Here is a 17,491-nt window from a genome sequence, read left to right as displayed (position 1 = left end):
ATCACTGCATGAATCAGTTAAATACTCCATGTCCATACACATCATTTATATACGCAAAAAAAAGAAACACTTCGCTTATAGCAAAAGTGTTTCTCTCTAGTAAATTATGGGTATATGTTATAAGTACTTTAATGGATTTTGCAAAACGCCGTCCTTGTGTACTTCAAAATGCAAATGAACGCCAGTAGAGTTTCCTGTACTGCCCATGATAGCAATCTTTTCACCCTTCTCAACAATATCCCCTACTTTGGTATTGTAAGAGCTAAGGTGACCGTATACGGTTTTGTAGCCGTTCTTATGATTGATAATAACCGTTTTGCCTAGACCTGGCTTCGTTCCAACAAACTCAACTTTTCCTGTATCGGATGCAAGAATGTTCTTGTTGCCAGTAAGGTCAATACCGTTATGCATGCGTCCCCAACGTTTCCCGAACTTACTAGTCATTCTAGATCCGGAGACAGGCATTGCAAAACGTCCTGATCCTTCTCCCAAAACAACCTTCGTTCCTCGTTCAACAATTTTTGGAGTCGCTTCTTTAATTACTTCTTTCGTGAGAAGCTCTTCGGATACGACGTAACCGTTTTGCTTCACGATGCGATAAGTCATTCGTTTGGATCCAGCCGTACCATTTGCTATCGTCTTCGACTCGCCTACACGCATGCTCGCATTTTTCTTAATTTCAACGGGTGGTTCTATCGTTTCAACTTCAACTAAATTCTCGGTTGTCTTTACTGTGAGCTCCGGTTGGAGCACCGTTAGATCTAGAACATCGCCAATCGTTATCTTATCATCTTTAATCCATGCATTATTCTTATAAATAACCTCTGGGGAAATATCAAATTTCTGTGCGATACAGCCAACGCAATCGCCTGCTTGTACCGTATATTTAGTTGGTTGAATACTGCCTTGAACGAGCATCTTATAAATGGCTTCTGCTTCCATGATCTGTTCTGGATCGGTATCGATTGATTCCATCATTACCGCTTCAATGAATTCAACTTCTGTCACTTCACGCCCAGGCTGCTTAGAGGCTGCCTTTGAATCAAGCGCTGGCGGCTTTGCATCTTTTGCATTGAACGAAAGCGACTTCACTTCCTTTGCTTCCTTCTTCGCTGCGGCAAGCTTCGGTGCAAACTTGCTTTGCACGCGCAATAAAACTTCATCTGCTGTCTGTTGGTCTTTCACTATGCCGATGACTTTTCCATCAACCTTCACTTCGACACCAACCGCATGAGAGGTAAACAACCCTTCAAGCTTGTCCAGCGTACCAGCAGTTTCTGGAGCTCCTTTGAATGCATGATCAGGCTCATAGGTAATTGTTCCTGTATCAAGCACCATGTTAATGCCCGGGTTAGCTTGCTGAACCTCTTCGGTTTCCAGCAAAACTAGCTGCTCTACTTCTTGTGGATCACTTACGGTTCCAACGGCTGTTCCATTCATATATACGTTATAAAATTCGACTGTGTTTGCTTGAACATATTGGATTCCGCTAAATCCGGCTACTGTGAGGAGTACGAGCGCCCCGCCCGCTAACTGAACCGGCTTTTTTCGCCAAAACGGCTTGTTTGCCTGATCACTTGCGGATTGTTGCTGTGTCTTGCCATCCAGTTGTTGCGATCGGTCATGCCGAAAGTACTGAATCGCTTGATTCCATACTTTCTGAATCCGACCCTTGTCCCTGAAAACGGTCATGATTGTCTCCTTTTCGCGCTAATGCAACTTTTTTTCCGATTTCCGACATAAAAAAAGACGAATTATCCTGTCGGATCGTTCGCCTAATACTGTAACATATGCCCAACAATTGGAGCAACCTTTACACCCTATTCACAATATTAATATTTTTTCAGAATCTCCATCATTTGCCCATATTCGGTCTTGTCGAGGTGCTGTGCCATTATTTGTTGAATCTCTGTCAACTCTTGTTCTGTCAACCCATTTTCGATATATTGAGAGATTGTTTGCCACGATTCTTGCGGTAATTTTGTCATAAGCAGACTGAATAACTTTTCCTTATCCTCATCGCTCATTTGATCCTTTACCTCAGTCAAATCATCCGTTGTCATCGCTGTCTCGGTATCATCAACACCTGCTGTTCCCTCTTCAACACTGCCATCTTCAGGTTTTGCGCCACTTCCTGCTTCGGTGCCCCCGCCAATGCCCATATCGGTAAGCGGAGCATCCGTTGCTTGGCCAAAGGCGTCGATGGCTGCCGGTGAATCAGCCTGCTCATTTTCACCTGCATCTGTTGCTGGAGTATCCTCACCATCAACTATAGTCTTCTTCTCTTCTTTATCTGCAATATCCGTCGTTACTAGCGGATCTGCTCCCCATAGTTTGCCCCATACGCCTGACATTGCCATCGGCGGCACTTCAAGCGGTAAATTGAATTGTTTTAATATCGTTTCCACATAGCTGGTTACAATATATCCCGTCGTCCAAATGGATAAGAAGCTTACGATTAATCCTGCTGCTACAATTTTCGCCAGCCATTCTACTTTTTTCAACATTGCCGCACCAATCCCTTCGTCCAGCAGCTGACAAATTGTTATTTAGCAGCTGCAATTGCCATAATCTGATATATACCATTATGGTCAACATTAGGGACAACCATTCTTCTAAACTCTATTAATTTCCTATAAATTACGTGTTTAAAAGCGAGTTTTCAACATTTTTATATACAAAAAAAAAGGATGGCCCGCAGGCCACCCTTTGTAAGAAACATTTTATTCGTAAATCGGACGAACCGGATTTGTTTGCTCACGGTTACGGCCAACGGAGAAGATCGCAATTGGAATACCTGTAAGCTCGGATACACGGTTCAAGTAATTGCGTGTATTCACTGGAAGATCCTCAAGTGTTTTCGCGCCAGAGATATCCTCTGACCAGCCTGGGTGCTCCTCGTAAATCGCTTCGCACTCTGATACCATTTTGAGGCTTGCTGGGTAAGTATCAATCACTTCGCCGCGCAATTTGTAGCCTGTGCAAATTTTAACTGTTTCAAGGCCTGTAAGAACGTCTAGCGAGTTCAGAGAAAGACCTGTAATACCGCTAACACGGCGTGCATGACGAACAACTACCGTATCGAACCAGCCAACGCGGCGTGGACGACCTGTTACTGTACCGTATTCATGGCCTTTGTCACGAATCATTTGACCGATTTCGTTGTCTTGCTCTGTTGGGAAAGGACCATCGCCTACACGAGTTGTGTATGCTTTAGCAACACCAATAACTTGCTGGATTTTTGACGGACCAACGCCAGAACCGATACAAACTCCGCCAGCTGATGGGTTGGATGATGTTACGTACGGATAAGTTCCTTGGTCAATATCGAGCATGACGCCTTGAGCGCCTTCGAACAAAACCTTCTGACCAGCATCGATAGCATCGTTTAGAATAACAGAAGTATCTGTTACATATTTGCGAAGCACTTCTGCATAACCAAGATAGTCGGCAACGATGGAATCCGCATTAAGATGCGCTCCGCCATATACTTGCTCAATCAATTGGTTTTTCTCGATGATGATGCTGCGAACTCTGGATTCAAATTCCTCAGCATCCATCAAATCAGCAATACGAATGCCGTTGCGTGCCGCTTTATCCATGTAGCAAGGGCCGATCCCTTTGCGAGTTGTGCCGATTTTATTATCGCCTTTACGATCCTCTTCAAGACCGTCAAGCACAAGGTGATAAGGCATAATGACATGAGCGCGATCGCTAATTTTCAAATTATCAGTAGAGAAGCCATTTTCGTGAATATAGTTAATTTCGTCAATCAGAGCTTCCGGATTAATAACCATTCCGTTACCGATGACGCAAGTTTTATCATGATTGAAAATACCCGATGGAATCATCGTCAATTTATATTTTTTGTTATCAATAAGGATGGTGTGTCCGGCATTGTTTCCTCCTTGGTAACGAGCGACGACGTCGGCTCCCTCTGCCAAGTAATCAGTGATTTTGCCTTTACCTTCGTCTCCCCACTGTGTACCAACTACAACAACCGTAGACATAATTATACCCCCGTCCGGTGTTTATAAGCACCGAAAATTACCGTCCCAATGCTTTATACACCAGCAAACCTTTAATAAAAGGGCCCGTGTCACAAGTCAAAAGACAGCATTAATAGTGTAGCAGTCCAACATCGAGAAGTCAAACTAAAAACGAACAATTGCATAACTACACATGCAATTGTTCGGATATTCACGACGCTTGCATCGGATCTTGATGCGCGCGATCGATACTTACGAATTTATTGTACTTTTTGAGAAACACGAGCTCAACCGTGCCTACCGGTCCATTCCGCTGCTTCGCGATAATGATCTCGATAATATCTTTTTTCTCAGACTCTTTGTCGTAATAATCATCCCGGTAAAGGAACGATACGATATCAGCATCTTGCTCGATAGATCCCGATTCCCGAAGGTCGGACATCATCGGACGTTTGTCTTGCCGCTGCTCAACGCCCCGGCTTAGCTGAGAAAGTGCAATAACGGGAACTTCAAGCTCACGCGCAATTTGCTTCAGTGTACGTGAAATTTCGGAAACCTCTTGCTGCCTATTCTCGCCCGCTTTGCCGCGGCCGGAGATCAGCTGCAAATAGTCTATCATGATCATGCCTAACCCTTTTTCCTTCTTCAAGCGACGGCATTTGGCGCGAATTTCTGCGACCGTAATGCCCGGTGTATCATCAATAAAGATTTGTGCCTCCGAAAGCGACCCAATCGCCATCGTCAGCTTTTCCCAGTCATCGCCTTCAAGATGCCCTGTCCGCATCCGCTGGGCGTCTACATTTGCTTCTGCGCAAATCATACGCTGTACAAGCTGTGCCGCTGACATCTCCAGACTAAAGATCGCGACGGTCTCGCGTGCGCGAACGCCGACATTTTGTGCAACGTTAAGCGCGAATGCCGTTTTACCTACAGAAGGACGGGCAGCAACGATGATCAAGTCGCTTCGCTGGAAGCCAGCCGTCATCCGATCCAGATCGGTAAATCCGGATGGAATGCCTGTTGTGCCGCCTTTATCCTGGTACAGCTGCTCTACTTTCTCGAATACCTCCATTAATACGTCTCTAATGGAGATGAACCCACTGCCGGAGCGGCGGTTCGATATTTCGAGAATTTGTTTCTCTGCATCTCCGAGAAGTACACCTACATCCTCCGAATTCGCATAACCATCGGATACGATGTTGGTTGCTGTGCGAATAAGGCGCCTCAGCATCGACTTCTCTTCTACAATTTGTGCATAGTAGTCAACGTTTGCTGCGGTTGGCACCGAGTTGGCAAGCTTCGCCAAATAGCTGACTCCGCCAATTTCCTCAAGCAAATGCTGATCCTGCAAATGCGCAGTCAAGGTCACGAGATCAACCGGCTGGTTGTTCTCCGCGATTTCAACCATCGCCTCATATATTTGTCTGTGAGGACCGCTGTAGAAGTCTTCACTGCGCACGCGCTCCATCGCTGTAATCAAGGCTTCTGATTGCAGCAATATCGCTCCGATAACAGCTTGTTCCGCTTCTAAGTTTTGCGGTGGAACACGATCAAACATCAATTCAGTGCTCATGGGCCCCTCCTAAAGGTTTTCGAAGAAAACCTACATCGTAAGCATACGCTAAGGTTTTCGAAGAAAACCTACATCGTAAGCATATAGCTAAGTCTTACATAAAAGCCTACTTCGTAAGCATAAGCCAAGGTTCTGTAACAAACCTTGGCTTATACTTTAGACTGCTCTATTCTTCAGACGCCTGCACGTTCAGCTTTGCTTTCACTTCAGGGTGAAGCTTCACAACGACTTGTGTAACACCCAGCGTACGGATTGGATCATCAAGCTCGATTTTGCGTTTATCTACTTTAATGCCTTTCGCCGCTAATGCTTCGCCAATTTGTTTGCTCGTAATGGCACCAAATAGTCTGCCGCCCTCGCCTGCTTTTGTCTTAATTACGATGGTCATCTCTTCAAGCTTCTTGCCTAGTTCTTGTGCGTCCTGCTTTTCTTTATCCTTGCGCTTCTGTTCAGAAGCATGCTGTACTTCAAGCGTCTTCAGGTTGCCGTCGGATGCCAGCTTCGCAAGCCCTTGCGGCAATAGAAAATTACGTACATACCCTTCGGACAGATCCTTTACTTGCCCTTTTTTCCCTTGTCCTTTAACATCCTGCAAAAAGATTACTTTCATTCAAATAACCCCTCTTCCTTTTCAATTTCTTCTAACACTTGTTTCAAACGTTCCGCTACTTCCACCACAGAGCCTTCCAGCTGAGCGGCAGCATTCGTCAAATGTCCGCCTCCGCCCATTCTCTCCATGACGACCTGTACATTCATATGGCCTAGTGAACGCGCACTAATGCCAATAAGTCCATCTTGCCGCTCTCCGATAACGAAGGAAGCAAGGATATCCGTCATATTCAGCAGCGTATCCGCTGATTGCGCTATGAGCAGCTGCGAATATTTACGACCGCTTTCGGTTACTGCAATGGCGACATGCTCATATAGCACCTCAGCATGCTTAATAATTTCGGCCTTGCGTACGTATTCCTCAAGATCCTCTTTCAGCATCCGCTGAATCATCATCGAATCTGCCCCATTACGGCGCAGGAATGATGCCGCTTCAAACGTTCTCGCACCTGTGCGAAGCGAGAAGCTCTTTGTATCTACTGTAATACCGGCAAGCAAAGCTGTTGATTCCCGTACATCGAGTACAACTCGATCATGGATGTATTGCAGCAGCTCCGTTACGAGCTCACATGTTGATGAAGCGTAAGGCTCCATATAAATTAATATCGCATTCGCGATAAATTCCTCACTGCGGCGGTGATGATCGACAACGACAATGCGGTCGGTCTGTGTAAGCAGCTTAGGCTCCTTAACCATCGATACCTTGTGCGTATCAACAACGACAGCGAGCGTCTGAGGTGTAATTAATGCCGAGGCCTGCTCCGGTGAGACAAAGCGTTTGGACAGCTTCTCGTCTTCGCGGATGAGCTCCATCATTTTCTGAATGGCTGGATTTACGCCTTCTAACACAATATAAGCTTCCTTGCCGAACAGCTGCGCTGCCTTCATAACACCGATAGCTGCTCCAATTGCATCCATATCGGGCATCTTGTGCCCCATAATGACTACGTTATGGCTCTCGCGTATCAGATCACGTAATGCATGTGCGACCACCCGTGCGCGCACGCGTGTCCTTTTCTCCACCGCATTCGACTTGCCGCCATAGAAGGATTGCCGACTGCCAACCTTCACCGCTGCTTGGTCGCCGCCTCGTCCGAGCGCGATATCAAGACTCATATGCGCCCATTGACCGAGCTCGATTATATGCTCAGCCCCTGCCGCAAAACCGATGCTCAGCGTAACCGGAATTTTGTGATCGCCGGTAATATCTCTAACCTCGTCCAGCACGACAAAACGAGACTGTTCAAGCTGCTTTAACGTTTTTTGATCCGTCACGAGCAGAAAACGATCCGACGTGAGCCTCTTCAAATAAATATGATACTTTTGAGCCCACTCGGTAATTTCCGTCGTCACCTTCGAGAGCATAGAGCTGCGCTGGTGATCGTCGAGACCCTGCGTAACTTCTTCAAGATTATCGATCATTACAATGCCGATAACGAGCTTCTCATCATCGTATTTGCGGCCAAGCTGCCACAGATCCGTAATGTTCTTCACATAAAGAATGCGTTCCTTCTGCTTGAAGATCAGCTGGTAAACTTGCGAGCCTACTGTAGCTTCAATCGTTCCTTCACGTTCCTTCACTTGCTGCAATGATGGGAACAGCTCCGCTAGCGGAACGCCAATGACGGTTTCCCGCTCCACCATATTAGCAATATAAGGATTATGCCATTCCACCATACGATCCTCGTTATATAAAATAATTCCGAAAGGAAGCTCGCTGACGACATCGTTTCCTGCCTTTTTAACCCGGTAGGACAACGTGCCTAGATACGATTTCAAATCTTTGCGGAAAGCACGTTCTGCCATTATGGTATAAAACAATACCAAGGCCGTGAGCAGTAATCCGAGCAGCCCTAGCAGCCACTCGAACCATGCAAGTCCCACTGACATGAGCACCATCAATGCAAAGGCCCACATTTGATGCATTCCGTGCCATCGTGTAACCAAAAACTTCGGCATTTCCTATCCGCTCCTGTGCTATGGTTTCGTAAACGACTTGCGGATTGGAAAAGCAGTATCCAGCACGCCGATCAAGCTAAGCGGCGGGATCAATAGCACCGGAATCGCAATAAGAATCGGTACCGCTTTGTTCCATCCTCGCTGATGAGCAAGGAAAAAGAAAAATCCGACAGCCTGAAACGCAAAAACATAACTAAGCAGAGGTAACAAGTTCATCAAAGCCACTGCAAAAAAAGAATCGCTCGTCGTCGACGAGAACAGCTCGATTACATAAGTAATTAAATAAAGCACAACGAGTATACGAGGCAAACGCCAATCTTTGGCACGCGTAAACCTAGGCACTTCCGGGCCGCCGCTCCACTTTACAGCTCTGCGAGCTATAAATTGCGATATAGCAGTGAGTACGAAAGCGATAATAATAAAGGTCACAGGAATAGAATTAACCATCGTACGAGCAACAACCTCAGTTAGATCCGAATTCCATTCTGTAGGAAGCAGCTGCTTTGTCATCAGTTCATCGACTGTTGACCTTATAAATGTTCTGAGCTCTTTAATGAGCGAAATATTCAAGAACGCCTCGAATATGATCAACTCAAGCATCAACTGAGCAAGAACGACAACGCTGACCGTCCGAAGAACCTTTGAGGCAGGCGCTTGTTTCATATACAAGTGGCCCATCACAATAGACGGTATGAGGAAAAATAATCCGATAATAAGTGTAGCTGGCCCGCCGATAATAAATGCCAGCGCCCATACCGGAAGCAGATGCAGCACAAAAGACTTTGGCGACAGTATCGTATACAGCACGACATACGGCACCATAAGCAGCAGCATGGTAATTACGTTAAATAGCGGTACTAGAAGGGACAATAATAAAAGGAGTGCCGCAAAGCTCCACAGCACTGGTTTCAAGCCGGTTCTCAAACCGTTCACCTCTTGCTTATATAATCTGGTTTCTTACGAAACTTTTACAACTCATTATAGCATAAAAGCTAAACATATCACTCACATTCCAGCAGGCTCACTCTTTAGTCGAACTGTCCGCTTAGGCGCTTCCTATAAAAGAAAAAGACGGAACAGCAAGCTTATTCCGTCTTATTGCTTATTATATTGCCCTGCCTAGTTTGAAAATAGTACCTGAAGACGATCCCAATCGCTGCCGTTTCTTATTTATCCTGAAGCACATTATGCTGCTCCATAATAATTTTTTGGCAGTAATCAATGATTTCACTTCTGCGTACAATGCCAATAAAACGGTTCATATCATCGACAACAGGCACAAAGTTTTGCACCTTCGCCAGCGAGATCAGATCATCCATATTGGCATCAATTCGTACCGTCTTGTTGTTCATTCGAAGCGGTACATCGATTAGCTTCACCTTATTGGTTTGTTCCAGTGATAAGTCAGCATGATTTTTAAAATACCATAACAAATCGCCTTCCGTAACCGTACCTGCATAACCGCCATCATCATTAATGATAGGGACCGCCGTATAGCGATGATACTCCATACGCTCTAGCGTTTGTCTTAACGTTACATCCTGGGTAACACACACAACCTCTTGCTTAGGCAACAAAAAAAACGCGATATTCATTTTTCTTAAACCACTCCGATCCGTTTGCTCTTTCCATTCCCATTGGTCATAAAGCAGCAAGACGGAGCGGAGCAAGCAGCATTAAGGCTGCTTAGTCGTCGTTTCGCTGCTTGATAATGCACCTACATCTTTGACCTTATCTTCATTGTACTTATCAGGCAATATTAAGCTGGAAGCAGGTGTATCTGCATCTAACCAGTTTTTGATCATGGTCTGTACCTTCGACAAATCTTCTTCATCGGCAAAATAATACCAAGCTCCGCCGCTCTTCAAGCGATGTCCGTCACCAAGCAGCGAATGGCTATAGATTTTGCGATCCTTCGCCATGAGCATGATTTGACCCAAATCGACTAGCTGCTGCGGACGCATATCTGTACTGAAATTATCGCCCATAATATCCATAAGCTCAGGAATTTTGGACCATTGATTCATTTGTTTCGCTTTATCCATAAGAAGATTCAAGAAAATCTGATGACGCTCTGTACGATTAATATCGCCGCCAGCATCCTCACGATAACGAACATAGTTCAGTGTATCCTTACCGTTGTAAGTGTCCTGGCCAGCTTTAATGACAAATTTCTCATGATCAGCATCTTTATTCACAATATCCTCTTCGATAGGAAGCGAAATTCCGCCAAGCGTGTCGATCACGTTACGGAATCCTTCAAAGTTAATTGAAGCGTAATATTGAATAGGTGTGTCTAAAAACTTCTCAACCGTGTTCATTGCCATTCCCGCACCGCCAAAAGCGTATGCATGCGTAATCTTGTCCTCTTTATTTTTACCGACGATATCTACATACGTATCACGCGGTATGGAAACCATGAGCATCTCGCCGTCATTTGGACGAACAACCGTATAGATCATCGTATCCGATCGTCCAGTCTCCTTGCCGCGTTGGTCAATGCCGAGCAGCAGGATGGAGAATGGATCTTGTTTCTTATTAATTGTACTCACTGGAACGGGTTCCCGTCCATCGATAGGTTTATAAGATTGCTCAAGCTGCTTCTTTACCTGACCTTCCAGAAACCAATCAAACCCTAGCATAGCCAATGTTCCTCTGTTGAAAAAACCAACAACACCAAGAAGCACTACTGCAGCTGATGCAGCAATTAACCATCTACGTTTATTCATTTTATTCATAATATGATGACTTCTCCTATCTTATCAATTCTTTTATAAATACGCATTCTTTAGTTTAGACGATAATTTGTCGAAACAGGTTACAAACCTTTTACAAAGTTTTGATACCAATTTTGGATAATATTTTATAAAATAAAGAGGTCTACTGAAAATGTATGACGAATACAATCATTGCAAGTATAGGTAAAATAGAAAGGGTGAATCTCTTGAATCAACCTCCATCCTTACAACCAGACAGCTCATCAACGGGACTTGATCCGAAAGTAGCAGGCTTGCTTTGCTACCTGGCAGGTTTTATAACCGGCATTATATTCCTTGTGCTAGAGAAGAAGAGCCGCTTCGTTAGATTGCATGCTGTACAGTCTATCGTCTTATCGGTCGCTTTCATTGCCGCTAATATTTTGTTAGGCTTTATCCCGATAATTGGTTGGCTGCTAGGGATATTGCTTGGTCTAGCCGCTTTCATTGCATGGATTGGCCTCATGCTGCTCACGCTGCAAGGGAAGCTGAATAAGCTGCCTGTCATCGGTGAGTGGTCAGAGCAGCAGGCAAATAAGTTTTAATATCGCCTAAACTACGAAATATAAGGTAAGTAGCAGTAAATCATATCCTTTCTTATATTTCAAAAAAATTGGACGGCCTGCTGCCGTTCTTTTTTTTATTGATTTCGAGTTCATAAGAACTATTCATTAAACCAGACAAATAATCTCGTAATCGCTAGGTATCGGCTAATATTGTTCTACTGGCTTCTCTAAATCGGTAAAATTGAGCTTTTGCAGCCGTATAACCCTTTTTCAGCGGTTTGATGAATTGGCAGAAAGTTCGTACTATTAAATAACATCAATTAAATACGAATAAGAAGGATTGTGAACATTTATTATGGGTATAGGACTTAATCTGCTCTTAGTTGCTTTACTAATTGTGTTAACCGCTTTTTTCGTAGCTACTGAATTTGCAATCATTAAGCTTCGTTCCAGCCGTGTCGACCAGTTAGTCGTTGAAGGCAAGAAAAACGCAATTGCCGTTCAACGTGTTGTAAGCAATTTGGATGGTTACCTATCTGCCTGTCAGCTTGGCATTACAATTACAGCGCTCGGACTTGGTTGGTTAGGAGAACCTACCGTTGAAAAACTGCTTCTCCCTCTATTCGAGCAATGGAATCTAAACAGTAATTTGAGTCACATTTTGTCATTTCTAATCGCCTTTCTATTTATCACATTTATCCATGTGGTCGTTGGTGAGCTTGCTCCTAAGAGCATTGCCATCCAGAAGGCAGAGCTTGTCAGCTTCACTGTCGTAAAACCGATTATTCTTTTCTACAAAGTCATGTACCCCTTCATCTGGGTCTTGAATGGATCTGCTAATGCGTTGGTTCGTTTGTTTGGCTTAAAGCCAGCGAAGGAGCATGAGAACGCCCATTCCGAAGAAGAAATTCAAATTATTTTAACAGACAGCTTAGAGAGCGGTAAAATCAACAATACGGAATATGGTTACGTAAATCGGATCTTTGCTTTTGATGAAATTTTAGCTAAAGAAATTATGGTTCCGCGTACAGACATGACCGTCTTATATAAGAACAATACGCTGCAAGAAAACATGGATATCATTCGCAAGGAACAGTATACCCGCTTCCCTGTTGCCGGCGACAGCAAAGACCATATCGTCGGGATGATCAACACGAAGCAATTGTTTCTTCAATATCAAGTAAACAAAGAAATTGATTTGCAAACACTTATACAGCCTGTCATGTCCGTATCCGAGGTGATGCCTGTCAAGACATTGCTAAAACGGATGCAGCAGGAGCGCGTACATTTTGCGATCGTCGTAGATGAGTATGGCGGCACTTCCGGCCTTGTAACGATTGAGGATATTTTGGAGGAAATTGTCGGCGATATCAGAGATGAATTTGATGCCGATGAACGCAAAGACATCGAAATGCTGTCGGATACATCTTATATGCTGGATGGCAAGGTATCGCTCACTGAGCTGGGCGACCTCATAGGAGCTGAGCTTGAGCATGAAGAAGTCGATACGGTCGGCGGCTGGCTGTACAGTGAAATGGAAGAAGCTAAGCCTGGTAAACAATTTGGCTTCCATAATTTGACCTTTACCGTTCGTGAAGTAAGCAAACATCGCATCAATAAAGTTGAGCTGACGATCGGACCACCCATTCGACTGCTCAAACCAGAGGTTGGTTAAAACATAAAGGAAGGCGCACTTGGCGCCTTCCTTTTTTCTTTTTCCCGCATGCTGATCCGGATTCAGGACATTCTAATAAAAAATGTTCAAGAAAGGAACTTATAATGCTTATCAATACTATATTTGGGTTCTTTGTTCCTTGGATTGCCGGTATATATTTGGGTATAAAAAGCCCCAAAACCTTGCTTCTTATTTTCCCTATCGGAGCCGTCTCCTCTTTAGTCATCAACGCAATCGGTTTTCAATTAAATTTTTGGGATTTCACCCCTCTTATCCCAAATGACGAGTCCGTTTCCGCTTTGCCGCTTGATATCGGTCTTTACCCGATTTTAGCATGCTTTATGATCTGGTTAATCAATGCACGCCCTGTGTTAACCATGCTAATTTTGTTCTTGTTCGTACTGGGCACTACACTGCTTGAGTTTATGGCTCTAATCTTTGGCAAAGTATCCTACGGCAACGGCTGGAATATTGGGTATACCTTTTTATCCTACCTGCTGGCTTTCGGTATTGTTTTTATATATTTCAAGCTGCTTAAGCGAAATCGGTTATTATAGCACGTTTTCGCCATTCTTATCCGCTTCATAAAGAATCGAGCGGCTTCTAAACCATTCGAACAGATGAATTACAACGACCTTGATAACTGCATAACCCGGTACAGCGAGTACAATCCCTGCAAGGCCAAACAAGTTGCCCGCTGTCAAAATAACAAAAATAATGGTAATCGGATGGATATGCAGCGTTTTGCCCATGATTTGCGGCGAGATGAACTTGCCTTCGATTAATTGAACAATCGTCCATATAACCACCAACTTCAGGAGCATGACAGGCGAAGTCACCATAGCAACAATTAAAGCTGGTGTAATCGCAATGGCAGGCCCTAGATACGGAATAACGCTTGTGCACGCAGCTACCAGCGCAAGCACAAGTGAGTACTCAAGGCCAATAATTAAGTAACCAATATATAATAGCAGCCCAATACAGAAGCTCACTATAATTTGACCTCGGATATAGCTGCTGACTTGTCCGTTCATCTCTGCCATAATTCGTTTCGTGTGCGGCTGAAGCTTGTTAGGCAGGACACTAACGATCGTTTCCGGCAGCTTTTTCCCGTCCTTTAGCAAATAGAACAATATAAACGGAAGCGTCAATATCGCAAGAATAACCTCTTTAAGTGCACCGACAAAGGAACCCACGCTAGTTAACGTTCCATTCAAAATGGACGTCGCTTGCTCTGTAATATTGGACGTCAGCTTCTCCGGATTTAAATTAAACCACTCTTGTACTTGAATAAATCCAGCGCTATCCATAAACTGCTCGAATTTAACCCGCAATTGCTCACCGTATTTAGGGAAGCTGTTCACGAAGCTCACGGCTTGCCCATTTAATAATGGGATGACGATGACCAGCAAAATTGTAATCAGTCCTGCGCCAACCAGAAACAGCATAATAATAGAATATACCCGTTTGACTCCCTTTCGTTCTAAGAAGTCGACGACTGGATTAAGTAAGTAATAAGCAATTCCCGCCAATATGACCGGCAGCAGCAAGGTCTTGAGCAGCACGGTTAAAGGCGTGAAAATGTATGAAATTTTCGTCAGCACCATAATATTCAGTCCAACAAGCAACAAAACAAGCAGAAATAATACGAACTTATTGTTCAAAATAAATCGCTTAAACCGCTCCGTTCCAGTTTTGCTATTTTCCATGGTTATGCTCCCTCTTTTCTTCTCATACAGGTGATCATTTTGGTTTATTGTAGCATTTCTTTAAATATAAACGCGAATGGCATCGATTCTGCATTTACTTGCAACGACTCGCTTGCTCTTCGCGTATTATGACTTATGCGTACTACGATTCTAGGAGGGATTTCATTGTCCATATTTAAACGACTGCGCGATCTTACTTTATCGAATGTATATGCTCTAATTGAGAAAGCGGAAGACCCTGTTAAGTTGACCGATCAATATATTCGCGACATGCAAGAGGATCTAGCCGATGCCGAGAAAGCAGTCGCAGCACAAATTGCCATTGAGAAAAAATTCAAGCAGCTTTATGAAGAACAAGCACAGCTGGTAGAGAAGCGCAGTGAGCAAGCCCATCTGGCAGCACAATCGCAAAACATTGAGCTCGCTCGTCGTGCCTTGGAAGAGAAGAAAACAGCCGAACAAAAATCAACGGAGTACAAAACGAGCTTCGATCAGAATAAATTGCTCGCAGACAATCTGCGCGGCAAGCTGGATGAGATGCGCCAGCAGCTCACTGAGCTTAAAAACAAACGCGAGACACTCGTCGCTCGTTATAATGCAGCCAAGGCACAAACGGAAATCAATAAAGCAATGTCTGGCTTCGGTACGGATTCAGCTGCTTCAGGCATGAAGCGTATGGAAGAGAAGATGCTGCAAATGGAAGCGCAAGCTGAAGCCAGTAACGAATTGAGCGCCAAAGGAAAATCGCTTGATGCTGAGTTTGAGAAGCTCGGCAAGGATAAAGCGGTCGATGATGAGCTTGCCGCCTTGATGAAGCAATACGAGAAACAGTAATAGCTTAGTCACTTCATAAATATTATCTAGTGTGGCCGCTTATGTTACGAATCGGAGGACCGGTTTTAACGGAAGCGGTCTTTTTTATAAATTGAACCATTGGAGGAACTGACGATGTCTTGGATTGACCTTATTCGAATTCCGATTTGGACAGGTGCTGGAGCAATTTTGTTAATCATCATCATGTTTTTAGACTCGCGTTTTACGAAGTACAATGATTTGCAGGAAATAAAAAAAGGAAATACTGCGGTAACGACTCGCTTCGTACTCAAATTATTTGCACAAGCGTACATACTGTCCCAATCCATCAGTAAATCAAGTGAAATGTGGGAAGCTCTACTCATCTCGCTCATCTCCTTCGTGCTGCTGCTCATACTGGAGTGGATCGTAGAGAAAATCGTCATCGCTGTCAGCGGTATGAAGCTGGAGCAAGGTATTCATGAGGGTAAAGTCAACTACGCATTATTCGCAGGTTCACTGCATGTTGCAGGTGCACTAATTATCGGGTCTATCTAATTATTCAGAAGGAGTATATACGATGAGCTTGTTCAAACGGATCAAAAACCTGATTGCTGCTTCTCCACCCCCCATCGCTGAGAAAAGCATAATGACATTGTCACCTGGCGATGCTTGCGAGGTTTCCTTAATAACTTATAACGTCACAGGCAGAACTCATAATCGTGCACGCAACGCGATTGTCCTCACGCTTCAGGATGGAATAACCATTCGTTATTTAACGATAGAGGAGCGAGAAAGAACCGTGTTCGCGCTTTATGACCCTATAGACGGGCGCTTGGAGTCGATTGACGAGGTGCCTACCATTTTGGAGCTGGATGAACGTACTTATCATATGGAGGAGCAATTCTCCGGTTTAATTACGGCGACCGGCAAAACGCCATACATGCAGGGAGGCGAACAGTCTGTCTGGCAATATCAATCGGATGATATGAAGCTGCTTCGTATCGAATGGCAAAACGGGCGCTTTATGCTCTATGAAGGAGAAAGCGTGCTGCCTGCAGATGTTCGCGTGCTGCGCGGCGGCTAGGAGGATAACGATGAACAAATGGTGGCATCAATCTTTGAAATACCTGCTTCTGCTTAGCTTTATCATCCCGCTTCTCACAGCATGCACCATTTCAGATACAGTTAAGGAGCAGTACCCATTAGAATCAGTCAACGGCTCTGGCAACCAAACCTCTTACGTCTATCGTGCCGCAAATCGTTCCGTTCCTGATGTCGCTTCGGATTTTAACGAGCAGCGTAAACCGAAGCAGCAAAGCGAGACAAGTACTGAGCGGATGTTTCTCGTCTATTCCGATGAAGTCATCGATTTGCAGCAGGCTCCTGATGCACCGGAAGATACACTGATCGAAATTAACTCAACGGAATATGTACGTCAGAACTATAGCTCAAGCTTTCTCCAAGCCTATTTAATCGCGAGTGTTCTTGATGATCTGTTTGATAAGGGCAAATACGGCAGCGGCAAATACCGAGGTTATTCGTCAAAGGATACATACAAGCCTAAGACAACGTACCGCATACCTACTGTTGATGATAAGAAGCTTGCACCGCCAGTTACCGTTAATCGTACCGGCTCGGTCATGAGACGCTCCAAAGAGGCGGGTGTTTCCTCCTCCTCCCCCAAAGCAAGCACGAACACAATCACCACAAAGCCAGCGACCAAGGGCAAGATTGTGAAAGACAATAAGCAAAAGAATAGCACAAGCAAAGTATTCACCAAGCCGCGAACGTCTAAACCTTCCATTAAAGTTGGCAAAAGCAGAATTTCACGGCGACGCTGAAGCTAATTGTGGCCGCTTTGACAGAGAAATATAAGATAACAGCAGCAAATGATCTGCTTTCTAAAATTTCAAAATAAGG

At 44.4% G+C, this 17,491-nt stretch carries 17 protein-coding genes; 7 read left to right on the top strand and 10 right to left on the bottom strand.

The features are described from left to right. Positions 1-117: 117 nt before the first annotated feature. The 9 genes from ACIFSR_RS07385 to ACIFSR_RS07345 form a co-directional block, all read right to left on the bottom strand. Complete coding sequence (locus ACIFSR_RS07385; RefSeq protein ID WP_339205784.1) at positions 118-1,692, bottom strand: M23 family metallopeptidase; 1,575 nt, start codon at positions 1,690-1,692, stop codon at positions 118-120. Positions 1,693-1,832: 140 nt separating this feature from the next. Further along, positions 1,833-2,507: a hypothetical protein gene (locus ACIFSR_RS07380; protein ID WP_430056281.1), complete on the bottom strand. Its 675-nt coding sequence runs from the start codon at positions 2,505-2,507 to the stop codon at positions 1,833-1,835. Positions 2,508-2,723: 216 nt separating this feature from the next. Further along, positions 2,724-4,010 carry an adenylosuccinate synthase gene (locus ACIFSR_RS07375; RefSeq protein ID WP_076266557.1) on the bottom strand — a complete coding sequence of 429 codons (1,287 nt, stop codon included), beginning with the start codon at positions 4,008-4,010 and terminating at the stop codon, positions 2,724-2,726. A 190-nt stretch (positions 4,011-4,200) separates the two neighbouring features. Further along, positions 4,201-5,562, bottom strand: a complete 1,362-nt coding sequence (dnaB, locus tag ACIFSR_RS07370; protein ID WP_076266558.1) for a replicative DNA helicase — start codon at positions 5,560-5,562, stop codon at positions 4,201-4,203. A gap of 166 nt (positions 5,563-5,728) precedes the next feature. After that, positions 5,729-6,172 (bottom strand): 50S ribosomal protein L9, encoded by a 444-nt coding sequence (gene rplI, locus ACIFSR_RS07365; protein ID WP_076266559.1) that lies wholly within the window; start codon positions 6,170-6,172, stop codon positions 5,729-5,731. Further along, a complete protein-coding gene (locus tag ACIFSR_RS07360) occupies positions 6,169-8,130 on the bottom strand; it encodes a DHH family phosphoesterase (RefSeq protein WP_076266560.1) in 1,962 nt (653 codons plus the stop codon). Before ACIFSR_RS07360 ends, rplI begins: the two co-directional genes overlap by 4 nt. 18 nt (positions 8,131-8,148) lie before the next feature. Next, a complete protein-coding gene (locus ACIFSR_RS07355) occupies positions 8,149-9,054 on the bottom strand; it encodes a DUF2232 domain-containing protein (protein WP_430056277.1) in 906 nt (301 codons plus the stop codon). 242 nt (positions 9,055-9,296) lie between these two features. After that, the gene (locus ACIFSR_RS07350) at positions 9,297-9,725 is read right to left on the bottom strand and encodes a CBS domain-containing protein (protein ID WP_076266562.1); all 429 of its coding nucleotides are present in this window, start codon (positions 9,723-9,725) and stop codon (positions 9,297-9,299) included. Between the two features lie 81 nt (positions 9,726-9,806). Continuing rightward, on the bottom strand, positions 9,807-10,868 hold the full coding sequence (locus ACIFSR_RS07345; protein WP_256710808.1) for an LCP family protein: 1,062 nt from the start codon (positions 10,866-10,868) through the stop codon (positions 9,807-9,809). Between the two features lie 197 nt (positions 10,869-11,065). Between ACIFSR_RS07345 and ACIFSR_RS07340 the strand changes: the two genes are divergently transcribed. The 3 genes from ACIFSR_RS07340 to ACIFSR_RS07330 all read left to right on the top strand — a co-directional run bounded on the left by ACIFSR_RS07340 (position 11,066) and on the right by ACIFSR_RS07330 (position 13,624). Next, a complete protein-coding gene (locus ACIFSR_RS07340; protein ID WP_430057051.1) occupies positions 11,066-11,431 on the top strand; it encodes a DUF4870 domain-containing protein in 366 nt (121 codons plus the stop codon). A 316-nt stretch (positions 11,432-11,747) separates the two neighbouring features. Next, on the top strand, positions 11,748-13,067 hold the full coding sequence (locus ACIFSR_RS07335; protein WP_076266563.1) for a hemolysin family protein: 1,320 nt from the start codon (positions 11,748-11,750) through the stop codon (positions 13,065-13,067). A gap of 104 nt (positions 13,068-13,171) precedes the next feature. Beyond that, positions 13,172-13,624: a CBO0543 family protein gene (locus tag ACIFSR_RS07330; protein WP_339205796.1), complete on the top strand. Its 453-nt coding sequence runs from the start codon at positions 13,172-13,174 to the stop codon at positions 13,622-13,624. Here the strand turns inward: ACIFSR_RS07330 and ACIFSR_RS07325 are convergent. Further along, complete coding sequence (locus tag ACIFSR_RS07325) at positions 13,619-14,776, bottom strand: AI-2E family transporter (protein ID WP_430056272.1); 1,158 nt, start codon at positions 14,774-14,776, stop codon at positions 13,619-13,621. The genes ACIFSR_RS07330 and ACIFSR_RS07325 overlap by 6 nt on opposite strands. Positions 14,777-14,941: 165 nt before the next feature. Here ACIFSR_RS07325 and ACIFSR_RS07320 point away from each other — a divergent pair, with 165 nt between their 5' ends. The 4 genes from ACIFSR_RS07320 to ACIFSR_RS07305 all read left to right on the top strand — a co-directional run bounded on the left by ACIFSR_RS07320 (position 14,942) and on the right by ACIFSR_RS07305 (position 17,412). Then, positions 14,942-15,610: a PspA/IM30 family protein gene (locus ACIFSR_RS07320; protein ID WP_430056271.1), complete on the top strand. Its 669-nt coding sequence runs from the start codon at positions 14,942-14,944 to the stop codon at positions 15,608-15,610. 114 nt (positions 15,611-15,724) lie between these two features. Next, positions 15,725-16,126: a DUF350 domain-containing protein gene (locus ACIFSR_RS07315; RefSeq protein WP_076266567.1), complete on the top strand. Its 402-nt coding sequence runs from the start codon at positions 15,725-15,727 to the stop codon at positions 16,124-16,126. A 22-nt stretch (positions 16,127-16,148) separates the two neighbouring features. Further along, entirely contained in the window at positions 16,149-16,655 is a 507-nt protein-coding gene (locus tag ACIFSR_RS07310; RefSeq protein ID WP_430056269.1) for a DUF4178 domain-containing protein, read from the top strand. Positions 16,656-16,665: 10 nt separating this feature from the next. Further along, positions 16,666-17,412, top strand: a complete 747-nt coding sequence (locus ACIFSR_RS07305) for a DUF4247 domain-containing protein (RefSeq protein ID WP_430056267.1) — start codon at positions 16,666-16,668, stop codon at positions 17,410-17,412. Positions 17,413-17,491: the final 79 nt, after the last annotated feature.

The organism is Paenibacillus sp. NRS-1760, from assembly GCF_050467785.1.
Taxonomy (GTDB): Bacteria; Bacillota; Bacilli; order Paenibacillales; family Paenibacillaceae; genus Pristimantibacillus.
This window is presented reverse-complemented; position numbering and strand designations above follow the sequence as displayed.